The following is a 21,305-nucleotide window of genomic DNA, read 5'->3' as shown; positions in this document are numbered from 1 at the left end:
GAGTTACGCTTCGACTGCCAGCGGGTGGGCGGCAAACCAGGCCTGGGCCTGTTCGGGGATGACCCCGATCCCTTGGAATGTCTTGACCCGCAGGCCACGCTCGTCGCCTCGGTGATAGAGGGCCCGGGCGCAGCGATCGATGAAAAGGTGACGTTGCAACAAGCGGCGCAATACCGCCGTGTGGCCAAAGGGGGCGACCCAGTCGTTGAGCCAGAGGCGTTCGCCGCTGTTCCAGTCCTCTTGGCTCAGCGCCAGCGGCGACTGGCGCAGGTAACGTTGCTCTGCTGCCTCGTCGAGGTTGAGCCAGGACAGGTAGAACACCGGCTTGCCGTGTTCGGAGCCGAGCACGAACTGGCGATGCTTGAGCGCCGGCAACAGCAACGTCGGCAAGGTGTGCAACGGCGCATCGCGATGGGCCTTGGAATGCATCCACAACCAGGTGGCGGAGCCGAACACTGCGGCTTCGCTCCAGGGTTCGTCGATCAGGCCGGGAGCGATAATGTCTAGCGTCTCGAACTGCATGGGATCACCTCAGAATGACCAGATGACGGTGAACGCGCTGGTCACGTTGGCCGTCTCGAAACCATCGGGTTTCTTCAACGGCGTACCCACCGACCAGTCATAGGACAGGCCCTTGTAACCGCCGCGTATGCCCACCACGGCCCCCGCCAGGCGCTGGCCGATCAGGAACTCACTGGATTGGCCGCTGACTTCGCCATAGTCGATGCCGGTGTAGAGCTCCTGGCCGGTCTGGCCCAGGGACAGGCCGATTTCGTTGCGCAGGGTCCAGCCACGGTCGGCGGAAAGAATGTTTTCACCATCGAAGCCGCGCACGCTGTAGCGCCCGCCGATGGAGAAGCGATCCTGGGGCACCAACGGCGTGCGGTTCCATTGCGCGCGCCAGCCACCGATGTAGCGCAGGCGCTGATCGCCGACCTGGAACGGCACCTGCAATTGGGCATCGGCGGTGATGATCTGCGAGCGCGACGTACCGGCGTCGAAATCTTCCTCAGGTGCCCTGAGCGCGTCGTGGGCACCGGTGCCGCGACGATAGGCGACACCCAAGTCAAGAATCGAAGCGCCAATGAACTCCCGATGGTCCAGCCCCAACTGCCAGCCAGCCATGCGGCGTTTCTGGTTGCCGACCTCGGTGTCGTCGATGAAATTCTCCGACGAGCGCGTCCACAGGCTGCCCCAGGCGGTGGTCTTGCGAACGGCGTCGCGGTACAGCAGGCGTGACAGGCGCACCTCGTTATTACGACTCTCGCCTCGGTACTGATAGGTTTGGTTAGCACCGGCAACAGACTGTTCGTAGTTGTATTCGCTGCTGGTGAACCCCAACTGCCAGTAGCCGAACGGCAGCGAATAATGCAGCGTGCTGCCATCGGAACCGCGGTGCCCGGACTCGCCGCCGCCCAAGTCATGGTTGACGCTGGCGTAGAACAAATCGTTGAGCGACAGCAGGTTGTCCAAGGACAGCGATACGTTGCCCTGGTATTTGCCCGTGCTCTTGCTGCCGGAATTGTCCACCGACAGGCTCACCCGGGCGGGGAACCGCTGGCTCCAGGCGATCACCACGTCGCTCTCACCGGGCCTGGCGTCGGCGGCACGGGCTGGCGCGATCTTGATGTCGGCCTCAGCGGTCGGCACGCGCTTGAAGTTCTCCAGCGCCTGCTCGATGTCGCGCAAGTTGAGCAGATCGCCAGGACTGGCCGGCATCGCGTTCCAGGCATTGGCGCGGGCGCTGGTGCCCTCCTCGAAACGAATCTCGCGAATGCGCCCTGGCACCAGGGTCAACACCAGCACCCCACTGTTCAAGTCCTGGGCTTCGGCGAGCACACGAGTGGTGACGTAGCCGGCCTCGATGATCGCGTTCTGCATGCGCTTCATCGTCAGGTTGATCCCGCCACCACCGAGGCAACGACCGATGGCGGGATCATCCTTGGGATTGGCGGCGCGCAACGCCCACTGGAATTTTTCCGACGCCTCGCCGATCAGGCGGATGTCATTGATGGCGAAGCAAGGCGTCTCCTTGGCAGGCAAGCGCTCGATACCCTCATCCACGGGTGCCGCCTGCAGGCGCACGTCCGGCCGGGATTCCAGTTGCTCCCTCAACCCCCGCTCGCGCTCTTGCTGGCGCAATAGTTCGTCTTCAGGTCCAGCCGCTTGCGCAGCGCTCCACGCGCCCGTCATCCACGCCGCTATCAGCAGCAGGGCGAGACGCTTGGCGTTCTGTGCGGATGAACGGGTTCCACCAGCCCAACGGCGAGGGCTGTTCGGGTTAAGCGTTCGGCAGGGTGCGGCTGGCTGCATGTCACATCCTTGTGGCCTGAATCGAAGACACGGTGAGTCAGGCCCGCCGGAAGCGGCATTGACACTGACACAGATAAATAACGAGGTACGTAATCCATCGGAAACGAAGGAAAAGTCCTACAACGTACCGAGACGGTCTGATAGCAGAGTGGGGAGAAAGTTTCCCGTGACCGAAATATGTTCGATACAAATGGGTAAAAATGGGCAGTTGGTCACAGCTTGGGGGAGTGAGGCGCTATGCGAGGCATGAACGGCACGCCCAAGCCTGGTTTGAATCGTACGGGGGGATGGGACTCAAGCAGGAAAAGTGAGCGGCAATTGCGCTAACCCACTGTTGATAATGGTGTCCCAGGGCAGGTTCGAACTGCCAACCTTCCCCTTAGGAGGGGGATGCTCTATCCAATTGAGCTACTGAGACACAAGCCGACCACGAGAAACGTGGTGCGCGGGACGGCGTGCATGGTAACGACCTGCCCTGCGTTTGTCATGTCGTCGCTGTTTTTTAAGTGTAGGCAAATGGTACCGCCTGGAAGACAGACAAGGCCCTAGCGGCCGATGATGGCCACCATTCATCTGTCCCAGGCTCGTTTATCCTAGTAAATCGGCCATTTGCCACTATCCTGTACAAGACAGGGACGGCAGGTGCTTTTGTCCATTTCCGTTATCCGCCAGACGGTATGGCACAACGACACAATTCGACGGTCACAAAATGCGAACCTGTTGTTTTTTTCCAACCAGTCCGCATTTTTTGATGAAAGGTGCTGGCATAACGCCTTTACCCGGATCAGAATTTGTCACAGAATTGGCGCCAATGATCTGGCAATTTTGAGGCATGATGCGGGCCTCTTAACAATTCAGGTTGAACATTTGGCAGTGGAGCTTGTCCTATCGACATCCTGCGGCCAATCCCGAGAACCGCTCCCCTGAACTAACCGGTTAAATAAATATGCGCCCAATGACAAAGGCAATTTATTCCAGCCGTACGGCTGACAAGTTCGTCGTGCGTCTGCCAGACGGAATGCGGGAACGCATTGCCGAGGTGGCTCGTAATCATCACCGCAGCATGAACTCTGAAATCATTGCGCGCCTGGAGCAAAGCCTGATTCAGGAAGGCGCACTGGGTGAAGAGCTGAGCATGCGTCTGGACAGCCCAGAGCTGTCTTTGCATGAGCGCGAGCTGCTTCAACGCTTCCGACAACTCTCCCACCGCCAGCAGAACGCTCTCGTTTCGCTGATTGCACATGACGTAGAGATGGCCGCAGACGCGACCTGATCACAGCCAAAACACTCAAGCCAGCCTCGTGCTGGCTTTTTTGCGCCTGGCGTTTGGCCCAGCTGAAATGCATGACAGCACACATATCGTGAACACCCACGACCCCATGTGGGAGCGAGCTTGCTCGCGATAGCGGTGGTGCCGTTGCATAGCGGCTGGACCTGCCGGCTGCTCTTGCTTTGGACGCTTGATCTCGACGCCCCATCAATCGAAAGAAGCGCAAAAAAAAAACGGCGCTTCCCATTTCTGAAAGAAGCGCCGTTTTTTCCAAGTGGACAGTTTATGCCAAGCAGGCAGGTTTCTTGATGAGCGATTCAGAGCAGGAAAATCGTCGCCAACCCCAGGAAAATGAAGAACCCGCCACTGTCGGTCACCGCGGTAATCATGACACTGGCACCCATGGCAGGATCGCGCCCCATGCGGGCCAGGGTCATGGGGATCAAGACCCCCATCAAGGCCGCCAGCAGCAGGTTGAGCGTCATTGCGGCCGTCATGACCACCCCCAGCGACCAGCTGCCATAAAGCAGATAAGCCACCACACCAATCACCCCTCCCCAAATCACGCCGTTGATCAAGGAGACCGCCAGTTCCTTGCGCATCAAGCGCGATGTATTGCCGGTGCTGACCTGGTCCAGTGCCATGGCACGGACGATCATGGTGATGGTCTGGTTACCGGAGTTGCCACCGATACCGGCGACGATAGGCATCAGCGCCGCAAGCGCCACCAGCTTCTCGATGGAGCCTTCGAACAGGCCAATGACCCGGGAAGCGACAAACGCCGTGATCAGATTGATCGCCAGCCAGGCCCAGCGGTTACGCAGGGACTTCCAGACCGAAGCGAAGATGTCTTCTTCTTCGCGCAGACCGGCCATGTTGAGGACTTCGCTTTCGCTTTCCTCACGAATCAAGTCGACCATTTCATCGATGGTCAGACGGCCGATCAACTTGCCGTTCTTGTCGACCACCGGTGCGGAAATCAAGTCATAACGTTCGAATGCCTGGGCCGCATCGTAGGCATCTTCGTCCGGGTGGAAACTCACCGGATCGCTGGCCATGACCTCGGCCACCTGCTTTTCCGGGTCGTTGACGAGCAAACGCTTGATGGGCAACACGCCCTTGAGCACGCCGTCGTAATCGACCACGAAAAGCTTGTCGGTATGACCGGGCAGTTCCTTGAGACGACGCAGGTAGCGCAAGACCACTTCAAGGCTGACATCCTCGCGGATCGTCACCATCTCGAAGTCCATTAACGCACCGACCTGCTCCTCGTCATAGGACAACGCCGAGCGCACACGCTCACGTTGCTGGCCGTCGAGGGCCTCCATCAGTTCGTGGACAACGTCCCGTGGCAGTTCGGGCGCAAGGTCGGCAAGTTCGTCGGCGTCCATTTCCTTGGCCGCCGCCAGCAACTCATGATCATCCATGTCGGCGATCAGGGTTTCGCGAACCGAGTCCGACACTTCGAGCAGGATGTCACCGTCCCGATCAGCCTTGACCAACTGCCAGACCGTCAGACGCTCTTCCAGGGGCAAGGCTTCAAGAATGTAGGCGACGTCGGCGGAGTGCAGGTCATCGAGCTTGCGTTGCAGCTCGACGAGATTCTGCCGATGGACCAGGTTCTCGACCCGGTCATGATTCGGGCCTTCCTGGCGATGCGTCAGGTCTTCGACGACCCGCTGGCGCTGCAGCAGCTCAACGACCTGAGCGAGACGATCCTGAAGGCTTTCCTGCGTTTTTTTTACTTCTACTTGGGTCATAGGCGAACTCCACTCCCAGCAGTGGAGCACGCCGGAAGGATCAATCAGTTAATTCATGATTGGCAAAACTAAATATTGAGTAACTACTGGGTAAGTCCATGGAGATATTCCAAAGCCCCGGCGGGGCTGACGGGCGCAATCATACACCGCTTGACGCTTTAAAACGCTAAAAAATCATGGCAAGAACAAGCGCTTGCGAGACAAACCTGAACGCAGGCTGAACCTTTGCCTTTACGACGACTTATCCGGAAAAGAAAACACACGCCTCGACAGAAATGCGGCGACTACCCTGTTCTCCTGCACCATCAAGGAGGACGACCGGATGCCCATCAACCACTACCTGATCCTGCTCGCCAGCCTGCCCTGCCTGCCTTTGTGGGCCGCCGGGCAAACCGTGCATCGCTGCGAAAGCATCGCGGGGCACGTGACATTCACCACCTTGAGTTGTGGCCCGGGTGAAGCCCTGTCACTCCAGCAGATCCATCCCTACAGCCCAGGTTCGATCGAGCCGACGACCGAGGCGATGTTGCCCGAAGCGGAGCGCTGGCAAACATCCGGCAACACAACCATGCGCAAGGAGCCGACCGTGGTCGGCCAGTTCCAGGACCGCTGCGGGAACCTCATCGATGCCAGGCAACGCCGCGATGCCATTCTGGAACGACGAATCGTCGCCGGCATGAGCCAACAGGACGTCGAGAGCGCCCTGGGCAAGCCAGACTCAATCAAGATTCGAAATTCGAGCACACGGTATACCTACAAGGCGAAGAAAGGTCGCAGCGCAGAGGTCGTGTTCGATGAAAGGGGGTGCGTGAAAGGCAAATCGTAGACAGCAAAAAGCCCGCGTTTAACGCGGGCTTTTTTGTGTTTGGTGCACTCGACAGGATTCGAACCTGTGACCGCTCGGTTCGTAGCCGAGTACTCTATCCAGCTGAGCTACGAGTGCATTTGTTGCCGCGCATTATAGGTCGTCAAATCCTTTTGTAAAGCGCTTTTTTCAGTAATTTCAATCACTTACTGATCAAGCCAGGTTCTGACGCACTAAACGAATAATGGCGGAGAACGGGGGATTCGAACCCCCGACACCCTTTTGAGGTGTACTCCCTTAGCAGGGGAGCGCCTTCGGCCACTCGGCCAGCTCTCCGCAACACGGGGCGTATATTAACCACCTTCATCCCCGTTTGCAAACATAAAAATCGATAAAAATTAATGGCTTGGTTCGTCGTCCTTCTCTTTCTTGATACGCAGGTAAATTTCCTCCCGGTGTACAGCAACCTCTTTCGGGGCGTTGACGCCGATACGCACTTGGTTTCCTTTGACGCCGAGCACGGTCACGGTGATTTCGCCATCGCCAATAATCAGGCTTTCTGCACACCGACGGGTCAGAATCAGCATACCTTTCTCCTCACGCAATTCACTTAAGGGACAACAGTCTGCAAAAAAAAGGCATTGGACCTACAACCGAAACGGTCGAAGCCTACAGGCCTAGTATTGACCAGCGCGGGCAAAAGAACAGTTTTGGGACGCGCCATTCAGAAAAACAAAGGGCGCGGTCCAGCCGCGCCCTCTGGATAACGCTTTACTCGCCCTGCTGGGCAGCAGCGTCGAGTTCGAAAGCCGTGTGCAGGGCGCGCACGGCCAGCTCCAGGTACTTCTCTTCGATCACCACGGAAACCTTGATTTCCGAAGTAGAGATCATCTGGATGTTGATGCTTTCCTTGGCCAGGGATTCGAACATGCGGCTGGCCACGCCTGCGTGGGAACGCATGCCGACACCAACGATCGAGACCTTGGCGATCTTGGTATCGCCCACCACTTCCCGGGCACCGATCTCGCCAGCGGTCTTTTTCAGGATCGCTTCGGCAGACTGGTAGTCGTTGCGGTGCACGGTGAAGGTGAAGTCAGTGGTGTTATCGTGCGAGACGTTCTGCACGATCATGTCGACTTCGATGTTCGCGGCACTGATCGGGCCGAGAATCTTGAACGCCACGCCGGGGGTGTCTGGCACGCCACGGATGGTCAGCTTGGCCTCATCGCGGTTGAAAGCGATGCCGGAAATGATCGGCTGTTCCATGGATTCCTCTTCATCAATAGTAATGAGGGTGCCCGGACCCTCTTTGAAGCTGTGCAGAACGCGCAGCGGAACGTTGTACTTGCCGGCGAATTCGACCGCCCGGATCTGCAACACCTTCGAGCCGAGACTGGCCATTTCCAGCATTTCTTCGAACGTGATCTTGTCCAGGCGCTGGGCCACAGGTACCACCCGTGGGTCGGTGGTGTAGACACCGTCCACATCGGTGTAGATCTGGCATTCGTCAGCCTTGAGAGCCGCCGCCAGTGCTACGCCCGTGGTGTCGGAACCGCCACGGCCGAGGGTGGTGATATTGCCCTGCTCGTCCACGCCCTGGAAACCGGCGACAACCACGACACGGCCAGCCTTCAGGTCGCCGCGAATCTTCTGGTCGTCGATCTGCAGGATACGCGCTTTGTTGTGCGCGCTGTCGGTCAGGATACGCACCTGGTTGCCGGTGTAGGACACCGCCGGCACGCCACGCTTGATCAGCGCCATGGCCAGCAAGGCAATGGTCACCTGCTCGCCAGTGGAAACGATCACGTCCAGTTCACGGGGAACCGGTTGCTGGTCGCCGCTGATTTGCTTGGCCAGATCGATCAGACGGTTGGTCTCGCCGCTCATTGCCGACAGCACAACCACCAGGTCATCGCCCGCTTCACGGAATTTCTTAACCTTGTCGGCGACTTGTTCGATTCTCTCGACAGTGCCGACCGAGGTGCCTCCAAATTTCTGTACGATCAAAGCCATTTCAAAGCCGCCTCTGCCCATGAAGGGCGCCCAATAAATCACTCAAACAGCGGCCGGGCTCGTCACTAGACCACGAGCCCGGCGACGCTGCCTTAAATACCCTGCTCTACGAATGCAACGGTCTGGGCCAGTGCCGCGTCCAGGGCGCCGACGTCGGTACCACCGCCTTGCGCCATGTCCGGACGACCACCGCCCTTGCCGCCCACTGCCGCAGCGGCCTGCTTCATCAAATCACCGGCCTTGAGTTGGCCAGTCAGGTCTTTGGTCACGCCTGCGACGAGAACGACCTTTTCCTCATGGACACTGCCGAGCAGGATCACTGCGCGGCCGAGTTTGTTTTTCAGTTGATCGACCAGCGCCAGCAGCGCCTTGCCATCCTGGCCGTCCAGACGCACGGCTAGCACCTTCACGCCCTTGACGTCCACCGCCTGGGCCGACAGATCGTCGCCCGCGGCGCTGGCGGCCTTGGCCTGCAACTGCTCGAGTTGCTTCTCCAGCAGGCGGTTGCGCTCCAGCACAGCCGACAGCTTGTCGATCAGGTTGTCGCGACTGCCCTTGATCAGGGTTGCCGCTTCCTTGAGTTGTTCTTCGGCCGCGTTGAGGTACGCCAGGGCCGCGGCGCCGGTGACCGCTTCGATCCGGCGCACACCGGATGCCACGCCACCTTCGCTGATGATCTTCATCAGGCCGATGTCGCCGGTCCGGTTGGCGTGGATGCCACCGCACAGTTCAACGGAGAAGTCGCCCATGCTCAGCACGCGCACGCTGTCGCCGTACTTCTCGCCGAACAACGCCATCGCGCCCTTGCGCTTGGCGGTCTCGATGTCGGTCTCTTCGGTTTCCACCGGGGAGTTCTTGCGAATCTCGGCGTTGACGATCTCTTCCAGCGCCTTGAGTTGCTCAGGCTTGATGGCTTCGAAATGGCTGAAGTCAAAGCGCAGGCGCTGACTGTCCACCAACGAGCCCTTCTGCTGGACGTGCTCGCCCAGCACCTGGCGCAACGCCGCGTGCAGCAAGTGGGTGGCGGAGTGGTTCAGCGACGTGGCATGGCGCACCTCGGCGTCGACATGGGCGGCCACCGGGGCGGCGATCATCAGGCTGCCCGACGCCAGCACGCCGTGGTGCAGGAACGCGCCGCCGGTCTTGGTGGTGTCACGCACATCGAAACGCGAGCTGCCCGCCTGCAAGTAACCGCTGTCGCCGATCTGGCCGCCGGACTCGGCGTAGAACGGGGTCTTGTCCAGCACGATCACGCCTTCCTGGCCTTCGCTCAGGATGTCGACCGATTGCCCGTCCTTATAGATGGCAACGATCTTGGCCGAGCCGGTGGTGCCGGCATAACCGGTGAACTCGGTGGCCACGTCTACCTTGACCAGGCTGTTGTAGTCCATGCCGAAGGAGCTGGCGGAACGCGCACGCACCCGCTGGGCTTCCATCTCGCGCTCGAACCCTTCCTCGTCGAGGGTCAGGTCGCGTTCGCGGGCGATGTCGCCGGTCAGGTCCATCGGGAAGCCATAGGTGTCGTACAGCTTGAACACCACATCGCCCGGGACCACGTTGCCCTTGAGTTCGGCCAGGTCCTGCTCGAGGATCTTCAGGCCTTGCTCCAGGGTCTTGGCGAATTGCTCTTCTTCAGCCTTGAGCACGCGTTCGATATGCGCCTGCTGGGACCTGAGCTCCGGGAAGGCGTCGCCCATCTCGGCCGCCAATGCCGCGACGATCTGATAGAAGAAGCTGCCCTTGGCGCCCAGCTTGTTGCCGTGACGGCAGGCGCGACGGATGATCCGGCGCAGTACATAACCACGACCTTCGTTGGAAGGCAGCACGCCGTCGGCAATCAGGAAGCCGCAGGAACGGATGTGGTCGGCGACCACTTTCAGCGAGGCCTGGTTGTCGTTGGTGCAACCGATGGCCTTGGCCGACGCGCTCAGCAGACTCTGGAACAGGTCGATTTCGTAGTTGGAGTGAACGTGCTGCAGCACCGCACTGATCCGCTCCAGGCCCATGCCGGTGTCCACCGACGGCGCCGGCAGCGGATGCAACACGCCATCGGCGGTGCGGTTGAACTGCATGAACACGTTGTTCCAGATCTCGATGTAGCGGTCGCCGTCTTCTTCCGGCGAGCCGGGTGGGCCGCCCCAGATGTCGGCGCCGTGATCGTAGAAGATCTCGGTGCAAGGGCCGCATGGACCGGTGTCGCCCATGGTCCAGAAGTTATCGGAGGCGTAAGGCGCGCCTTTGTTGTCGCCAATGCGCACCATGCGCTCTGCCGGGACACCGACCTCTTTGGTCCAGATGTCATAGGCTTCGTCGTCAGTGGCGTAGACCGTTACCCAAAGCTTTTCCTTGGGCAGGTTCAGCCACTTGTCGGACGTCAGGAAGGTCCAGGCGAAGGTGATGGCGTCACGCTTGAAATAGTCACCGAAGCTGAAGTTACCCAGCATTTCGAAGAACGTATGGTGACGTGCGGTATAGCCGACGTTTTCCAGGTCGTTGTGCTTGCCGCCGGCACGCACGCACTTCTGGCTGCTTACCGCACGGGTGTAGGCACGTTTTTCCTGGCCCAGGAAGCAGTCCTTGAACTGGTTCATCCCCGCGTTGGTGAACAGCAGGGTCGGGTCGTTGCCCGGAATCAAAGAGCTGGAGGCTACTCGGGTGTGGCCTTGCTCTTCGAAGAAGCGAAGGAAGGCTTCACGGATTTCTGCGCTTTTCATTAGGTTCTTCCACGGAGGCTGCGGCCAAAGGCCTGTGCAAAACGTCAACAGACGAAGCAACGGCAAAGGGCCGCATTATATCGGCCCTGCGCGTGGGGTACAGCGTGTTTATACGATAGAAACTGTCAATTGCCCCGGTTAGCGGGTCATTGGCGAGAAAATTCGACGAAAGTGGCGATCACCTGATCGATTTGCGCCGCGCTCACGTCCATGTGCGTCACCAGTCGCAGGCGTGGCGCCGCGCTGAGCTTGACGCCCCGTTCATCGGCAAACGCCTTGATCGCCTCGGCCCGCTCGCCCATTTGTACGTAGACCATGTTGGTCTGCACCGGCTCGACCTCGTAACCCGCCCCACGCAAGCCCTCGGCAAGCCGCTGGGCATTGGCGTGGTCATCGGCCAGGCGCTGGACCTGATGTTCCAGGGCATACAACCCGGCCGCCGCGAGGATCCCGGCCTGGCGCATGCCGCCACCGACCATCTTGCGCAGGCGGCGGGCCTTGCCGATCAACTCGACGCTGCCGCACAGGACCGAGCCCACCGGAGCGCCAAGGCCCTTGGACAGGCACACCGACACCGAATCGAAATGTTGCGTGATCTGCCGGGCGTCGACATTCAGCTTGACCGCGGCGTTGTACAGCCGCGCCCCGTCCAGGTGCAGGGCCAGGCCATGCTCCTGGGTGAAACGCCGGGCACGGGCCAGGTATTCCAAGGGCAGCACCTTGCCCTGCATGGTGTTTTCCAGGGCCAGCAGGCGGGTGCGGGCAAAGTGAAAATCATCGGGCTTGATCGCCGCGGCGACGTGCGCCAGGTCCAGGGAACCGTCCGCCTGCACCTCGAGGGGCTGGGGCTGGATCGAACCGAGCACCGCCGCACCGCCGCCCTCGTATTTGTAGGTGTGGGCCTGCTGACCGACGATGTACTCATCGCCGCGCTCGCAGTGGGCCATCAACCCCAACAGGTTGCTCATCGTGCCCGTGGGCACGAACATCGCCGCGGCAAAGCCCAGGCGCGCCGCCAGTTCGGCTTCGAGGCGATTGACGGTCGGGTCTTCGCCATACACATCATCGCCGGTCGGCGCGCTGGCCATGGCATCCAACATGCCGGCGGTAGGTTGGGTGACCGTGTCGCTGCGAAGATCGATAACACTCATGAATCTGGCCTCGGGTTCTGGTGGGGGAATTCCCTTTCGAAGGGCAATTACTGCGGGCATGGTGAAGAATAATCAAGACTGATCGACGGAAAGCCTGAAGATTATCCAGAACACCTGTGGGAGCGAGCTTGCCCGCGATGGCGGCAGTGTATCCAGCATCAACACAAGCTGAACCACCGCTATCGCGAGCAAGCTCGCTCCCACAGTAGGTTATGTGTTAAAAATCCTGCGTCGCCAAAAATCATGGCGGCAAAACGTTCTCAGGGCGGGGTGTAATTCCCCACCGGCGGTAATTGCACGCAACGTGCATAGCCCGCGAGCGCTTGGTGCTACACCGCTTTTTGGGGTGTAGCGGCAAGGTCAGCAGACCCGGTGTGATCCCGGGGCCGACGGTCATAGTCCGGATGAAGAGAGAACGGGATTGGCACCCAAGGGCCGACTGCGACTGTCCGTGCGCGGCGTACCCTCGAATCCCCTTCGATTCATGACGCCCTGTTTTTCACACAAACAGGAACCAGAACATGCAACCCACTGCAATCGACAGCAAAAGCAAAAGTCATCCGGGCGAGCGCATCGCGTTCATCCAGGCTTGCTGGCACAAGGAAATCGTCGACCAGAGCCGTAAAGGCTTCGTCGCCGAAATGATCACCCAGGGTTACCAGGAAAGCGATATCGACTTCTTCGAAGTCGGCGGCGCCTTCGAGATTCCGCTGCACGCCAAGCTGCTGGCCAAGTCAGGCCGCTACGCCGGCATCGTCGCCGCCGGCCTGGTGGTGGACGGGGGCATCTACCGTCACGAGTTCGTCGCCCAATCGGTCATCAGCGGCCTGATGCAGGTGCAGTTGGAAACCGAAGTGCCGGTGTTCTCGGTGGTGCTCACGCCGCATCATTTCCATGCGGGGGAAGAACATCAGAAATTCTTCTTCGAGCATTTCGTGCACAAGGGCCAGGAAGCGGCGAAGACTTGCGCCGATACCTTGCACAAGACCCGGGCGTTGCGTCGCAGTGAGCAGCGGGCGGCAGCGAGCTAAACATCACCCAAAAAACTGTGGGAGCGGGCTTGCTCGCGAATGCGGTGTGTCAGTTAAACAATATTTTTACTGACATACCGCATTCGCGAGCAAGCCCGCTCCCACATTTGAAAGATGTGGCTTCAGGCCAGGTTTTCGTCAGTCGCCGGTACGATCAGGATCCCGGCCCGCAAGCCATTCTTGACCTTGGGGTTCGGGAAAATGATCCGGGCGCCCTCCTCTTCGATCACCCAGCGGGTCTGGGCGATGTCCTCGGCCAGCACATAACCTTTTTCAAGCTCGGAGAAGTTCTCGATGTCCGCCGGCAGGTTCAGGCGGAAACTGTCGCTGTGCTTGATGATTTCCCGTGCCACGCTGAACAGTTGGAGACCGTCGAGGCCTTCATCCAGATCAGGCTCGTTGCCTTCGATGATCTGTTGCAGGCGGGTTTCCAGCAGGCTGACGTTGACCCCGTCGTTCTGCCCGAATGGCCGGGCCTTTCCCAGCTCCAGGGTGAAGGACTCGGCGCCGAGCTGATCGTAGGTGTAGGCACTGAAGACGATAGACGGCTTGTTCTGCAGCAACACCGCCTCCATGCCCGCGGCACACAGGCGCGCCAGCTCACGGCGTGAATGCGCGCGGCCTTCCTTCCATGGATAAAGGGCGAACTGCTCGATTTTCGAGCCGCGGATAGCGGTGTGCAGGTCGTAATGCAAGCGACTGCGCTCCGGCCGACTGAAGAAACTGGCGGCCAGCCGCTCCAGCTCGCAGGCCCGCAGCGCTTCAGCACCGCCACTGAGCTCATGGCGACCATTGAACAGCCGGTTGACGTCCTGTTCGACGAAACGCTCACCGCGCCGGATGGCCTCGGGGTTGCCGAACAGGAACAGAATGCGTGCCCGCGGTTTCAGGTCGCCACGGGCAATGTCGTGCAGCAGGCGGTCGAGCAATTCGATCGGCGCGGTTTCATTGCCGTGGATACCGGCCGACAGCAGCAGGTCCAGGCCGTTATCCCGGGCTTCGGGCGGCTTGACCTCCAGCGCGCCCTCGCTCAACCAGCGCATCCGTACGCCTTCGACAGTCAGTTGAGTCTTCTCCGCCGGTTCACGGCCGGCGAGGGTCAGTTCAAGCAGTTTGCCGAGGGCGAGCATAGCGCGGTTTCCTTAGTGGTCGTGGCCGCAATCCGGGCCATGGACATGGTCATCGTCGCCGACGTCCGCCGGTTCCATTTCCAGTTGCAGGCTGACCAGGTTGGTCGCCAATGGACGCAACAACAGGTTGGCGTATTCCTCGTCCCCTTCCTCGACATCGACGCCGATCAGCAACTGACCGCGGCCATCCTGCTGGATCCACAACTCCTTGCCTTGCCACATCACCGCGACACGGGTGCAGGAGGTTTCCAGTTGGGTGCCGTCGGTGTCTTCAAGGATCAGCTGCAGGGTATCGCTCATGTCTTCAGGTTCTCGTCTGGGGATAAGGCAGCGCGCCCTGCTTTGACTGTAGTCAGGTCGCGCGCGCTTTCAATTGATCTGGAAAGGATAAACCGCGCCAAGTTTAAGGATTTGTGTCAGTTCATCCAGTGCCCCACGGCATTCGAGCAGCAACTGTGGGTCTGCCAGGTCATTTTCGGTCATGCGGTCGCGGTAGTGGCGCTCGACCCATTGGGTCAGCGAATCGTACAGCGGCGCGGTCATGATAACCCCTGGGTTGACGGCCGCCAGCTCGGTTTCATTAAGGGCCACGCGCAACCTCAGGCAAGCCGGGCCGCCACCGTTCTGCATGCTTTGCTTGAGGTCGAAGACCTTCACTTCGCGAATCACCCCGCCAGCGCCCGTCAGGCCTTGCAGGTATTGCCAGACACGTTCGTTGCCGCGGCATTCTTCCGGCACGATCAAGAGCATCGAGCCGTCGGGACGCGACAGCAACTGGCTATTGAACAGGTAGGAACGCACCGCGTCATCGACTGTAACCGCCGAACGCGGCACGCACACCGACTGAAATTTCCCACCGACCTTGGCGAGCTTGCCGCTCAGTTCGGCCAGCATCCTGTCGGTCTCGAGAAACGCGTCCTCGTGATAGAACAGCACTTCGCCATTGCCCACCGCGATCACATCGTTGTGGAACACACCCTGGTCGATCACCGACGGATTCTGTTGGGCGTACACCACGCCCTCTTCCCTCAGCCCATGCAAGCGGGCAACAGCCTGGGAGGCTTCCAGGGTCTGGCGCGCCGGGTATTTCTGCGGTGCGGGATAACGGGTGTCGAAGGCGCTGCGACCGAAGACGAAGAATTCGACGCCGGCCTCGCCGTAGGCGCGGCAGAAACGGGTGTGGTTGGCCGCGCCTTCATCGCCGAACTGCGCCACCGCCGGCAACGCGGCGTGGTGGGCGAAGTGCTGCTGGTCGGCAAACATCGCCCCCAACACACGACTGGTGGTCGGGTGTTCGATGCTGCGGTGGTATTTGCAATTCAGGTTGGCGGCGGTGAAATGCACGCGTCCATCGGCGGTGTCGGCGCTTGGGCTGACCGTGGCGGCGTTGGCCACCCACATGCTGGAAGCCGAGCAACTGGCGACCAGCAACGGCATCGCCTCTTTCGCGGCCTGCTGGATCACCTGGGCATCGCTGCCGGCAAAGCCCAACCGGCGCAGGGCCGCCACGTCCGGACGCTCCTGCGGCGCCAGCACACCTTGCTGGAATCCCATGTCCATCAGCGCTTTCATTTTCGCCAGGCCCTGCAACGCCGCTTCCTTGGGGTTGGAGGACTGCTGGCTGTTGCTCTGGGACGCGACGTTGCCGTACGAGAGCCCGCCGTAGTTATGGGTCGGCCCCACTAGACCGTCAAAGTTGACTTCATAGGATTTCATCAGCGAGGCTCCACGAGAATCTGTTTTTTATAGGCATCAAATAACAACCGCATCGCGGCCTTCGCGAGCAAGCTCGCTCCCACATGGATTGCGCAGGACCCTGTGGGAGCGAGCTTGCTCGCGATCGGGGTTCACACCATTCTCACGCCGGGGGTCAGGGCAGCCGGCATGACAAGGCTTGGCGTTTCCAGGGAAGCCACCGGGTACGCGCAATAATCGGCCGCGTAATAAGCACTGGCGCGATGGTTGCCCGAGGCACCGACACCGCCGAACGGGGCGCTGCTGGCGGCACCGGTCAGCTGTTTGTTCCAGTTGACGATACCGGCGCGGCTCTGCAGCCAGAATTGCTGGTAACGCGCCAGGGAATCGGACAGCAACCCGGCGGCCAGGCCATATTGCGTATTGTTGGCCTCGGTGATGGCCGCGGCGAAGTCCGTGTAGCGGATCACTTGCAGCAACGGCCCGAACAGCTCTTCATCAGGACGCTCGGCTACGGCCGTCACATCCAGGATACCCGGCGTCAGCAAGGCCGCCTGGGGCTGCGGCTGGGTCATGGCCAACAGCGGCACGGCGCCTTTGCCCAGCAAATGGTTTTGCGCGTCCATCAGCGCCTTCGCCGCGCCCAGGGAAATCACCGAACCCATGAACGGTGCCGGTTGCTGGTCGAAGGCACCGACTTCAAGGGTCGAGCTGACCGCCACCAGGCGCGCCAGCAAGGCATCGCCCCAGGCGCCTTCCGGCACCAGCAGGCGACGCGCACAGGTGCAGCGCTGCCCGGCGGAAATGAAGGCGGACTGGATAATGGTGTAGACCGCCGCATCGACGTCCGCCACCTCATCCACCACCAGCGGGTTGTTACCGCCCATTTCCAGCGCAAGGATCTTGTCCGGGCGCCCGGAAAATTGTTGATGCAGCAGATTGCCGGTGCGGCTGGAGCCGGTGAAGAACAGCCCGTCGATACCTGGGTTCGCCGCCAGGGCGATACCGGTTTCCCGCGCACCTTGCAGCAGGTTCAGCACACCCGCCGGCAGACCGGCCTCGACCCAGCACTTGACTGTCAGCTCGGCGACTTTCGGCGTCAGCTCGCTTGGCTTGAACAACACGCTGTTGCCGGCCAGCAGCGCTGGCACGATGTGGCCATTGGGCAAGTGACCGGGGAAGTTGTAGGGGCCGAAGACCGCCACCACGCCGTGAGGCTTGTGGCGCAACACGGCGGTGGCGTCGCCCAGGGGGCCGCTCTTCTCGCCGGTCCGCTCGCGGTAGCTCTGCACCGAAATGGCGACTTTGTTGACCATGCTGGTCACTTCGGTCGCCGCTTCCCACAACGGCTTGCCGGTTTCTTCACCGATGCACTGGGCCAGTTCGTCAGCGTGGCTTTTCAGGGCCGCGGCAAAAGCTTCCAGCACCTGGAGGCGTTCATCCAGCGAGCGCCGTGCCCAGTCCGGGAACGCCTGGCGCGCGGCCTGCACCGCCGATTCCACTTGCGCCGCCGTGGCACCGTTGCCCGACCACAATACTTGCTGGGTCACTGGGTTCAACGACTCAAAGAGGTCGCCCTGGCCTTCCAGCCAGCTACCTGCGATGTACAACGACTTCATCATTTCGACTCCCGGGCAGCGGACAACGCAACGGCACGCACCTGATCGCCGGCATTGAGTTGAAGACGTTTGGCGGTCAGCGGATCGACCACCAGAGTGCCTGCGGCGAAACGCGCCGGTGCAGCGGTGATGCGGCAGTCTTCGCGCTTGCGGTTATGGATGAGGAACGGCGTGGCGTCATCGCCCGGCGTGCCAATGGCCAGCACCAGCGCCTGGCTGTCGCGAATCGCGCGGATCTTGCCGGTTTCGCACTCCACCGCCGGGCCGGCGTCGAAGATGTCGACGTAACCCTGATAGCTGAAACCTTCGCTCTTGAGCATCGACAAGGCCGGTTCAGTGTCCGGATGAACCTGGCCAATCACGGCCCGGGCATCTTCGGACAGGAAACAGGTGTACAGCGGGAATTTGGGCATCAGTTCAGCGATGAACGCCTTGTTGCCCACGCCGGTAAGGTAATCGGCCTGGCTGAACTCCATTTTGAAGAAATGCCGGCCCAGGCTTTCCCAGAACGGCGAACGTCCGTTGTCGTCGGACATGCCGCGCATCTCGGCAATGATCTTGTTGCCGAACAACTGCGGGAACTCGGCGATGAACAACAGCCGCGCCTTGGCCAGCATCCGGCCATTGAGGCCACTGCGGTAGTCGGCGTGGAGGAACAGCGAGCACAGCTCGGAATTGCCGGTCAGGTCATTGGCCAGGAACAGGGTCGGGATTTCCCGATAGATGTTCAATTCCTGGGAAGCGCTGACCGTCAGGCCGACCCGAAAGTTGTACCAGGGCTCACGCAGCCCCACGGCACCGGCGATGGCGGAAATGCCCACCACCCGACCATCGTCGTCTTCGAGCACGAACAGGTAGTCCGCATCACCGCGCCCGGCTTCGCCGCTAAAGGTCTTCTCGGCCCAACCAACCCGATGGGCCAGGCGCTCTTCGTTGGCCGGCAAGGTGGTCAGGCCGGTGCCCGTGCTGCGGGCCAGGGCGATCAGAGCGGGTAAATCGCTGCTGCGTACGGGACGAACGATCATGCTATCTCCTCAAACGGGCCGCTTGCGCCACCCGCGAAACTCATTAAACCGCCACCAGGCGCACGCTGGCGCCTTCGCCAACGCCCAAGGCTTCGGCCGCTTCCATATCCAGGGTCACCGGTTTGCCCGGCGCGTAGTCGAGTTCGAGCAGCACGGCGCGGTAATCCTGCAACTGGGCATTGGCCACCAGGTATTGGCGGCCGGCGCCCTTGACCGGCTCGCCGATCTTGACCGGCACCACGCGGCTCTGGGCGATCGAGCGGATGCCCGAGACGCGGGCATGCAGGGTCGGGCCACCGTCGAAGATGTCGATGTAGTGATCGGTCTCGAAACCCTCGCGCATCAGGATGTCGAAGGTGATCTGCGCCCGCGGATGCACCTGGCCCATGGCTTCCTGGGCGGCATCCGGCAACAGCGGCACATAGATCGGGTAATGGGGCATCAGCTCGGCGAGGAAGGTACGGCTCTTCAGCCCGCACAGGCGCTCGGCGGCGGCGTAGTTGAGGTCGAAGAAGTTGCGACCGATGGCGTCCCAGAACGGCGAGTCGCCATTCTCATCGCTGTAGCCGACGATCTCGGTCACCACCGAATCGGCGAACCGCTCCGGATGACTGGCGACGAACAGCAGCCGCCCCCGCGAGTTGAGTTCCGACCATGGCGAGCCCACCAGCTCCGGCACCACGTAGAAACTGGTCAGCAGGCTGTTACCGGTCAGGTCGTGGCATTGGGAAAGCACGTGGATCTTGTTGTGGATCTTCAGCTCACGGGAGGCGTGAACGAAGGTCTCGTTGCGAAAGCTGTAGAACGGCTCGGAATAACCGGCCGACGCGACGATGGCCGAACAGCCCGTCAGTTTGCCGGTCGTGGTGTCTTCAAGGACGAAGAAATAGCTCTCTTCACCGTTGAAGCTGACTTCGGCGGCAAACGAGGCTTCGCTTGCGGCGATCTTGTCGCTCAGGCGCTCCACATCATCCGGCAAGGAAGTGACACCGATCGGACTGTCCGCAGCCAGACGCTGTACCTCGCCCAGATCCGCCATTTGCGCGGGGCGCATCACCAGCATGGTGTCACTCCTTAACTTGAAATAAAGGGTTCGACCATAAGGGTCGATACATGAAAAAAATACCGGACCGACTACCGCATCCGTTCAAGCGTGGGAGCGGGCTTGCTCGCGAAGAGGCCATCACTTTCAACGAAGATGTTGACTGATCGATCGCCTTCGCGGGCAAGCCCGCTCCCACATTTGGATCCTGTCCGGCCCTAAGGGATCAGGCCTGGGTCAGCTTCGCCGCGGCCCGCTCGAAGCGGTCCAGGCCGGCGTCGATGTCGGCATCTTCCACTACCAGGCTCGGGGCGAAACGAATCACGTCCGGGCCGGCTTGCAGGATCATCAGGCCTTCCTGTTCGGCGGCGTTGAAGATGTCCTTGGCCTTGCCTTTCCAGGCATCGTTCAGCACGCAGCCGATCAGCAGGCCCAGGCCACGCACTTGGGTGAACAGGCCGTACTTCTCGCCGATCTGCTCCAGGCGCGCCTTGAACTTGGCGTGCTTGGTTTTGACACCACCGAGCACCTCAGGGGTATTGACCACATCGATCACCGCCTCGGCCACCGCGCAAGCCAGCGGGTTGCCGCCGTAGGTGGTGCCATGGGTGCCGACGACCAGGTGCTTGGCCAGGGCTTCGGTGGTGAGCATCGCCGCAATCGGGAAACCACCGCCCAGGCTCTTGGCGCTGGTGAGGATGTCCGGGACCACGCCGTAATGCATGTAGGCGAACAGATGACCGCTGCGGCCCATGCCGGTCTGCACTTCGTCGAACACCAGCAGCGCGTCGTGGGCATCGCACAGGTCGCGGGCGCCTTGCAGGTAGGCCTGCTCGGCCGGCAGCACGCCGCCCTCGCCCTGAATCGGCTCCAGTACCACGGCGCAGGTCTTGTCCGAGATGGCGGCCTTCAATGCGGCCAGGTCGTTATAAGGAACGTGGGTGATGCCGGTAATTTTAGGCCCGAAACCGTCGGAGTACTTCGACTGCCCGCCGACGTTGACGGTGAACAGGGTGCGACCGTGGAAGCTATTGAGCGCGGCGATGATTTCGTATTTTTCGCTGCCGAAACGATCGAACGCAACACGACGGGCCAGCTTGAAGGCGGCCTCGTTGGCTTCGGCGCCGGAGTTGCAGAAAAACGCACGCTCGGCAAACGTCGCGTTGACCAGCTTGTGGGCCAGGCGCAGGGCCGGCTCATTGGTGAAGACGTTGGAGACGTGCCACAGCTTGTTGGCCTGTTCGGTCAGTGCGCCGACCAGCGCCGGGTGGGCGTGGCCCAGTACGTTGACTGCAATACCGCCAGCAAAGTCGATCAACTCACGACCGGATTGGTCCCATACGCGGGAACCGGCACCACGCACAGGTATGAAGGCAGCAGGTGCATAGTTGGGAACCATAACCTGGTCGAAATCGGCGCGTTGTACCGCGGCTTGCTCAACGGACATCGGAGTCTCCTGATGAGGAACACCCGCCTGGAACTGGCGGGCTTGGTAAGGATTGTAAGGACAGTTTTCAGCCCGGCCTTGCCGCCAAGCGACAACTTCTTATAGCGCCAACCCACGTTTTGCGCGGGTTTACGGCAATGCGACAAATAGCGTCGCAAAGGCGCAGTTTAAACGTTGGCGCGAGGTTTGAGGCAGCGACAATCACATTTCCCCTACTTGCTGCCCCCCCCTGTGGCGAGGGGATTCATCCCCGCTGGGTTGCGAAGCGACCCCAAAGCCAGGCAACTCGG

17 protein-coding genes, 3 tRNA genes and 1 riboswitch are annotated in these 21,305 nt (G+C 60.8%); of the genes, 3 read left to right on the top strand and 17 right to left on the bottom strand.

What is annotated here, in order from left to right:
- Window positions 1-3: 3 nt before the first annotated feature.
- The 3 genes from BLP82_RS16170 to BLP82_RS16160 all read right to left on the bottom strand — a co-directional run bounded on the left by BLP82_RS16170 (window position 4) and on the right by BLP82_RS16160 (window position 2,731).
- Complete coding sequence (locus BLP82_RS16170) at window positions 4-522, bottom strand: toxin-activating lysine-acyltransferase (protein WP_092169883.1); 519 nt, start codon at window positions 520-522, stop codon at window positions 4-6.
- Between the two features lie 9 nt (window positions 523-531).
- The gene (locus BLP82_RS16165) at window positions 532-2,193 is read right to left on the bottom strand and encodes a ShlB/FhaC/HecB family hemolysin secretion/activation protein (RefSeq protein WP_092169879.1); all 1,662 of its coding nucleotides are present in this window, start codon (window positions 2,191-2,193) and stop codon (window positions 532-534) included.
- Window positions 2,194-2,654: 461 nt separating this feature from the next.
- A tRNA-Arg gene (locus BLP82_RS16160) sits at window positions 2,655-2,731 on the bottom strand.
- A gap of 528 nt (window positions 2,732-3,259) precedes the next feature.
- On the opposite strand from BLP82_RS16160, the gene BLP82_RS16155 reads away from it, so the two are divergent.
- Window positions 3,260-3,586 carry an Arc family DNA-binding protein gene (locus BLP82_RS16155; RefSeq protein WP_092169876.1) on the top strand — a complete coding sequence of 109 codons (327 nt, stop codon included), beginning with the start codon at window positions 3,260-3,262 and terminating at the stop codon, window positions 3,584-3,586.
- 314 nt (window positions 3,587-3,900) lie between these two features.
- Here the strand turns inward: BLP82_RS16155 and mgtE are convergent, their stop codons facing one another.
- Complete coding sequence (mgtE, locus tag BLP82_RS16150; protein ID WP_060741018.1) at window positions 3,901-5,343, bottom strand: magnesium transporter; 1,443 nt, start codon at window positions 5,341-5,343, stop codon at window positions 3,901-3,903.
- Window positions 5,344-5,665: 322 nt separating this feature from the next.
- On the opposite strand from mgtE, the gene BLP82_RS16145 reads away from it, so the two are divergent.
- On the top strand, window positions 5,666-6,169 hold the full coding sequence (locus BLP82_RS16145) for a cell envelope protein SmpA (RefSeq protein ID WP_092169872.1): 504 nt from the start codon (window positions 5,666-5,668) through the stop codon (window positions 6,167-6,169).
- 40 nt (window positions 6,170-6,209) lie between these two features.
- Here BLP82_RS16145 and BLP82_RS16140 read toward each other — a convergent pair.
- From BLP82_RS16140 to ltaE, 6 genes are all read right to left on the bottom strand, one after another.
- Window positions 6,210-6,286, bottom strand: a tRNA-Arg gene (locus BLP82_RS16140).
- 107 nt (window positions 6,287-6,393) lie between these two features.
- Window positions 6,394-6,484: transfer RNA gene (locus BLP82_RS16135), tRNA-Ser, on the bottom strand.
- 62 nt (window positions 6,485-6,546) lie between these two features.
- A complete protein-coding gene (gene csrA / locus BLP82_RS16130) occupies window positions 6,547-6,735 on the bottom strand; it encodes a carbon storage regulator CsrA (protein ID WP_003178872.1) in 189 nt (62 codons plus the stop codon).
- 184 nt (window positions 6,736-6,919) lie between these two features.
- A complete protein-coding gene (locus BLP82_RS16125) occupies window positions 6,920-8,161 on the bottom strand; it encodes an aspartate kinase (RefSeq protein WP_060741016.1) in 1,242 nt (413 codons plus the stop codon).
- A 92-nt stretch (window positions 8,162-8,253) separates the two neighbouring features.
- Window positions 8,254-10,875, bottom strand: coding sequence for an alanine--tRNA ligase (gene alaS, locus BLP82_RS16120; protein ID WP_092169864.1), 2,622 nt, complete (start codon window positions 10,873-10,875; stop codon window positions 8,254-8,256).
- 146 nt (window positions 10,876-11,021) lie between these two features.
- Complete coding sequence (ltaE, locus tag BLP82_RS16115; protein ID WP_092169860.1) at window positions 11,022-12,026, bottom strand: low-specificity L-threonine aldolase; 1,005 nt, start codon at window positions 12,024-12,026, stop codon at window positions 11,022-11,024.
- A gap of 252 nt (window positions 12,027-12,278) precedes the next feature.
- A riboswitch (FMN riboswitch) is annotated at window positions 12,279-12,447 on the top strand.
- A gap of 100 nt (window positions 12,448-12,547) precedes the next feature.
- Here ltaE and BLP82_RS16110 point away from each other — a divergent pair.
- Window positions 12,548-13,057 carry a 6,7-dimethyl-8-ribityllumazine synthase gene (locus BLP82_RS16110; RefSeq protein WP_092169856.1) on the top strand — a complete coding sequence of 170 codons (510 nt, stop codon included), beginning with the start codon at window positions 12,548-12,550 and terminating at the stop codon, window positions 13,055-13,057.
- Between the two features lie 122 nt (window positions 13,058-13,179).
- On the opposite strand, the gene astE is transcribed toward BLP82_RS16110, so the two are convergent.
- From astE to BLP82_RS16075, 7 genes are all read right to left on the bottom strand, one after another.
- On the bottom strand, window positions 13,180-14,187 hold the full coding sequence (gene astE, locus BLP82_RS16105) for a succinylglutamate desuccinylase (RefSeq protein WP_092169853.1): 1,008 nt from the start codon (window positions 14,185-14,187) through the stop codon (window positions 13,180-13,182).
- Between the two features lie 12 nt (window positions 14,188-14,199).
- On the bottom strand, window positions 14,200-14,487 hold the full coding sequence (locus BLP82_RS16100) for a hypothetical protein (RefSeq protein WP_003178862.1): 288 nt from the start codon (window positions 14,485-14,487) through the stop codon (window positions 14,200-14,202).
- Window positions 14,488-14,556: 69 nt separating this feature from the next.
- Complete coding sequence (astB, locus tag BLP82_RS16095) at window positions 14,557-15,903, bottom strand: N-succinylarginine dihydrolase (RefSeq protein WP_092169850.1); 1,347 nt, start codon at window positions 15,901-15,903, stop codon at window positions 14,557-14,559.
- A 131-nt stretch (window positions 15,904-16,034) separates the two neighbouring features.
- On the bottom strand, window positions 16,035-17,504 hold the full coding sequence (astD, locus tag BLP82_RS16090) for a succinylglutamate-semialdehyde dehydrogenase (protein WP_170842325.1): 1,470 nt from the start codon (window positions 17,502-17,504) through the stop codon (window positions 16,035-16,037).
- A complete protein-coding gene (astA, locus tag BLP82_RS16085) occupies window positions 17,501-18,526 on the bottom strand; it encodes an arginine N-succinyltransferase (RefSeq protein ID WP_092169841.1) in 1,026 nt (341 codons plus the stop codon). The genes astD and astA overlap by 4 nt, the downstream gene beginning before the upstream one ends.
- A 43-nt stretch (window positions 18,527-18,569) precedes the next feature.
- Complete coding sequence (gene aruF, locus BLP82_RS16080) at window positions 18,570-19,589, bottom strand: arginine/ornithine succinyltransferase subunit alpha (RefSeq protein WP_092169837.1); 1,020 nt, start codon at window positions 19,587-19,589, stop codon at window positions 18,570-18,572.
- Between the two features lie 205 nt (window positions 19,590-19,794).
- Window positions 19,795-21,015 (bottom strand): aspartate aminotransferase family protein, encoded by a 1,221-nt coding sequence (locus BLP82_RS16075; RefSeq protein WP_072346413.1) that lies wholly within the window; start codon window positions 21,013-21,015, stop codon window positions 19,795-19,797.
- Window positions 21,016-21,305 lie beyond the last annotated feature (290 nt).

The organism is Pseudomonas sp. NFACC37-1, from assembly GCF_900101575.1.
GTDB lineage: Bacteria > Pseudomonadota > Gammaproteobacteria > Pseudomonadales > Pseudomonadaceae > Aquipseudomonas > Aquipseudomonas fluorescens_AA.
This window is presented reverse-complemented; position numbering and strand designations above follow the sequence as displayed.

Coding starts and splice junctions, on each gene's coding strand:
- BLP82_RS16170 (WP_092169883.1), bottom strand. CDS start 522: ATGCAGTTCGAGACGCTAGACATTATCGCTCCCGGCCTGATCGACGAA.
- BLP82_RS16165 (WP_092169879.1), bottom strand. CDS start 2,193: ATGACGGGCGCGTGGAGCGCTGCGCAAGCGGCTGGACCTGAAGACGAA.
- BLP82_RS16155 (WP_092169876.1), top strand. CDS start 3,260: ATGCGCCCAATGACAAAGGCAATTTATTCCAGCCGTACGGCTGACAAG.
- mgtE (WP_060741018.1), bottom strand. CDS start 5,343: ATGACCCAAGTAGAAGTAAAAAAAACGCAGGAAAGCCTTCAGGATCGT.
- BLP82_RS16145 (WP_092169872.1), top strand. CDS start 5,666: ATGCCCATCAACCACTACCTGATCCTGCTCGCCAGCCTGCCCTGCCTG.
- csrA (WP_003178872.1), bottom strand. CDS start 6,735: ATGCTGATTCTGACCCGTCGGTGTGCAGAAAGCCTGATTATTGGCGAT.
- BLP82_RS16125 (WP_060741016.1), bottom strand. CDS start 8,161: ATGGCTTTGATCGTACAGAAATTTGGAGGCACCTCGGTCGGCACTGTC.
- alaS (WP_092169864.1), bottom strand. CDS start 10,875: ATGAAAAGCGCAGAAATCCGTGAAGCCTTCCTTCGCTTCTTCGAAGAG.
- ltaE (WP_092169860.1), bottom strand. CDS start 12,026: ATGAGTGTTATCGATCTTCGCAGCGACACGGTCACCCAACCTACCGCC.
- BLP82_RS16110 (WP_092169856.1), top strand. CDS start 12,548: ATGCAACCCACTGCAATCGACAGCAAAAGCAAAAGTCATCCGGGCGAG.
- astE (WP_092169853.1), bottom strand. CDS start 14,187: ATGCTCGCCCTCGGCAAACTGCTTGAACTGACCCTCGCCGGCCGTGAA.
- BLP82_RS16100 (WP_003178862.1), bottom strand. CDS start 14,487: ATGAGCGATACCCTGCAGCTGATCCTTGAAGACACCGACGGCACCCAA.
- astB (WP_092169850.1), bottom strand. CDS start 15,903: ATGAAATCCTATGAAGTCAACTTTGACGGTCTAGTGGGGCCGACCCAT.
- astD (WP_170842325.1), bottom strand. CDS start 17,504: ATGATGAAGTCGTTGTACATCGCAGGTAGCTGGCTGGAAGGCCAGGGC.
- astA (WP_092169841.1), bottom strand. CDS start 18,526: ATGATCGTTCGTCCCGTACGCAGCAGCGATTTACCCGCTCTGATCGCC.
- aruF (WP_092169837.1), bottom strand. CDS start 19,589: ATGCTGGTGATGCGCCCCGCGCAAATGGCGGATCTGGGCGAGGTACAG.
- BLP82_RS16075 (WP_072346413.1), bottom strand. CDS start 21,015: ATGTCCGTTGAGCAAGCCGCGGTACAACGCGCCGATTTCGACCAGGTT.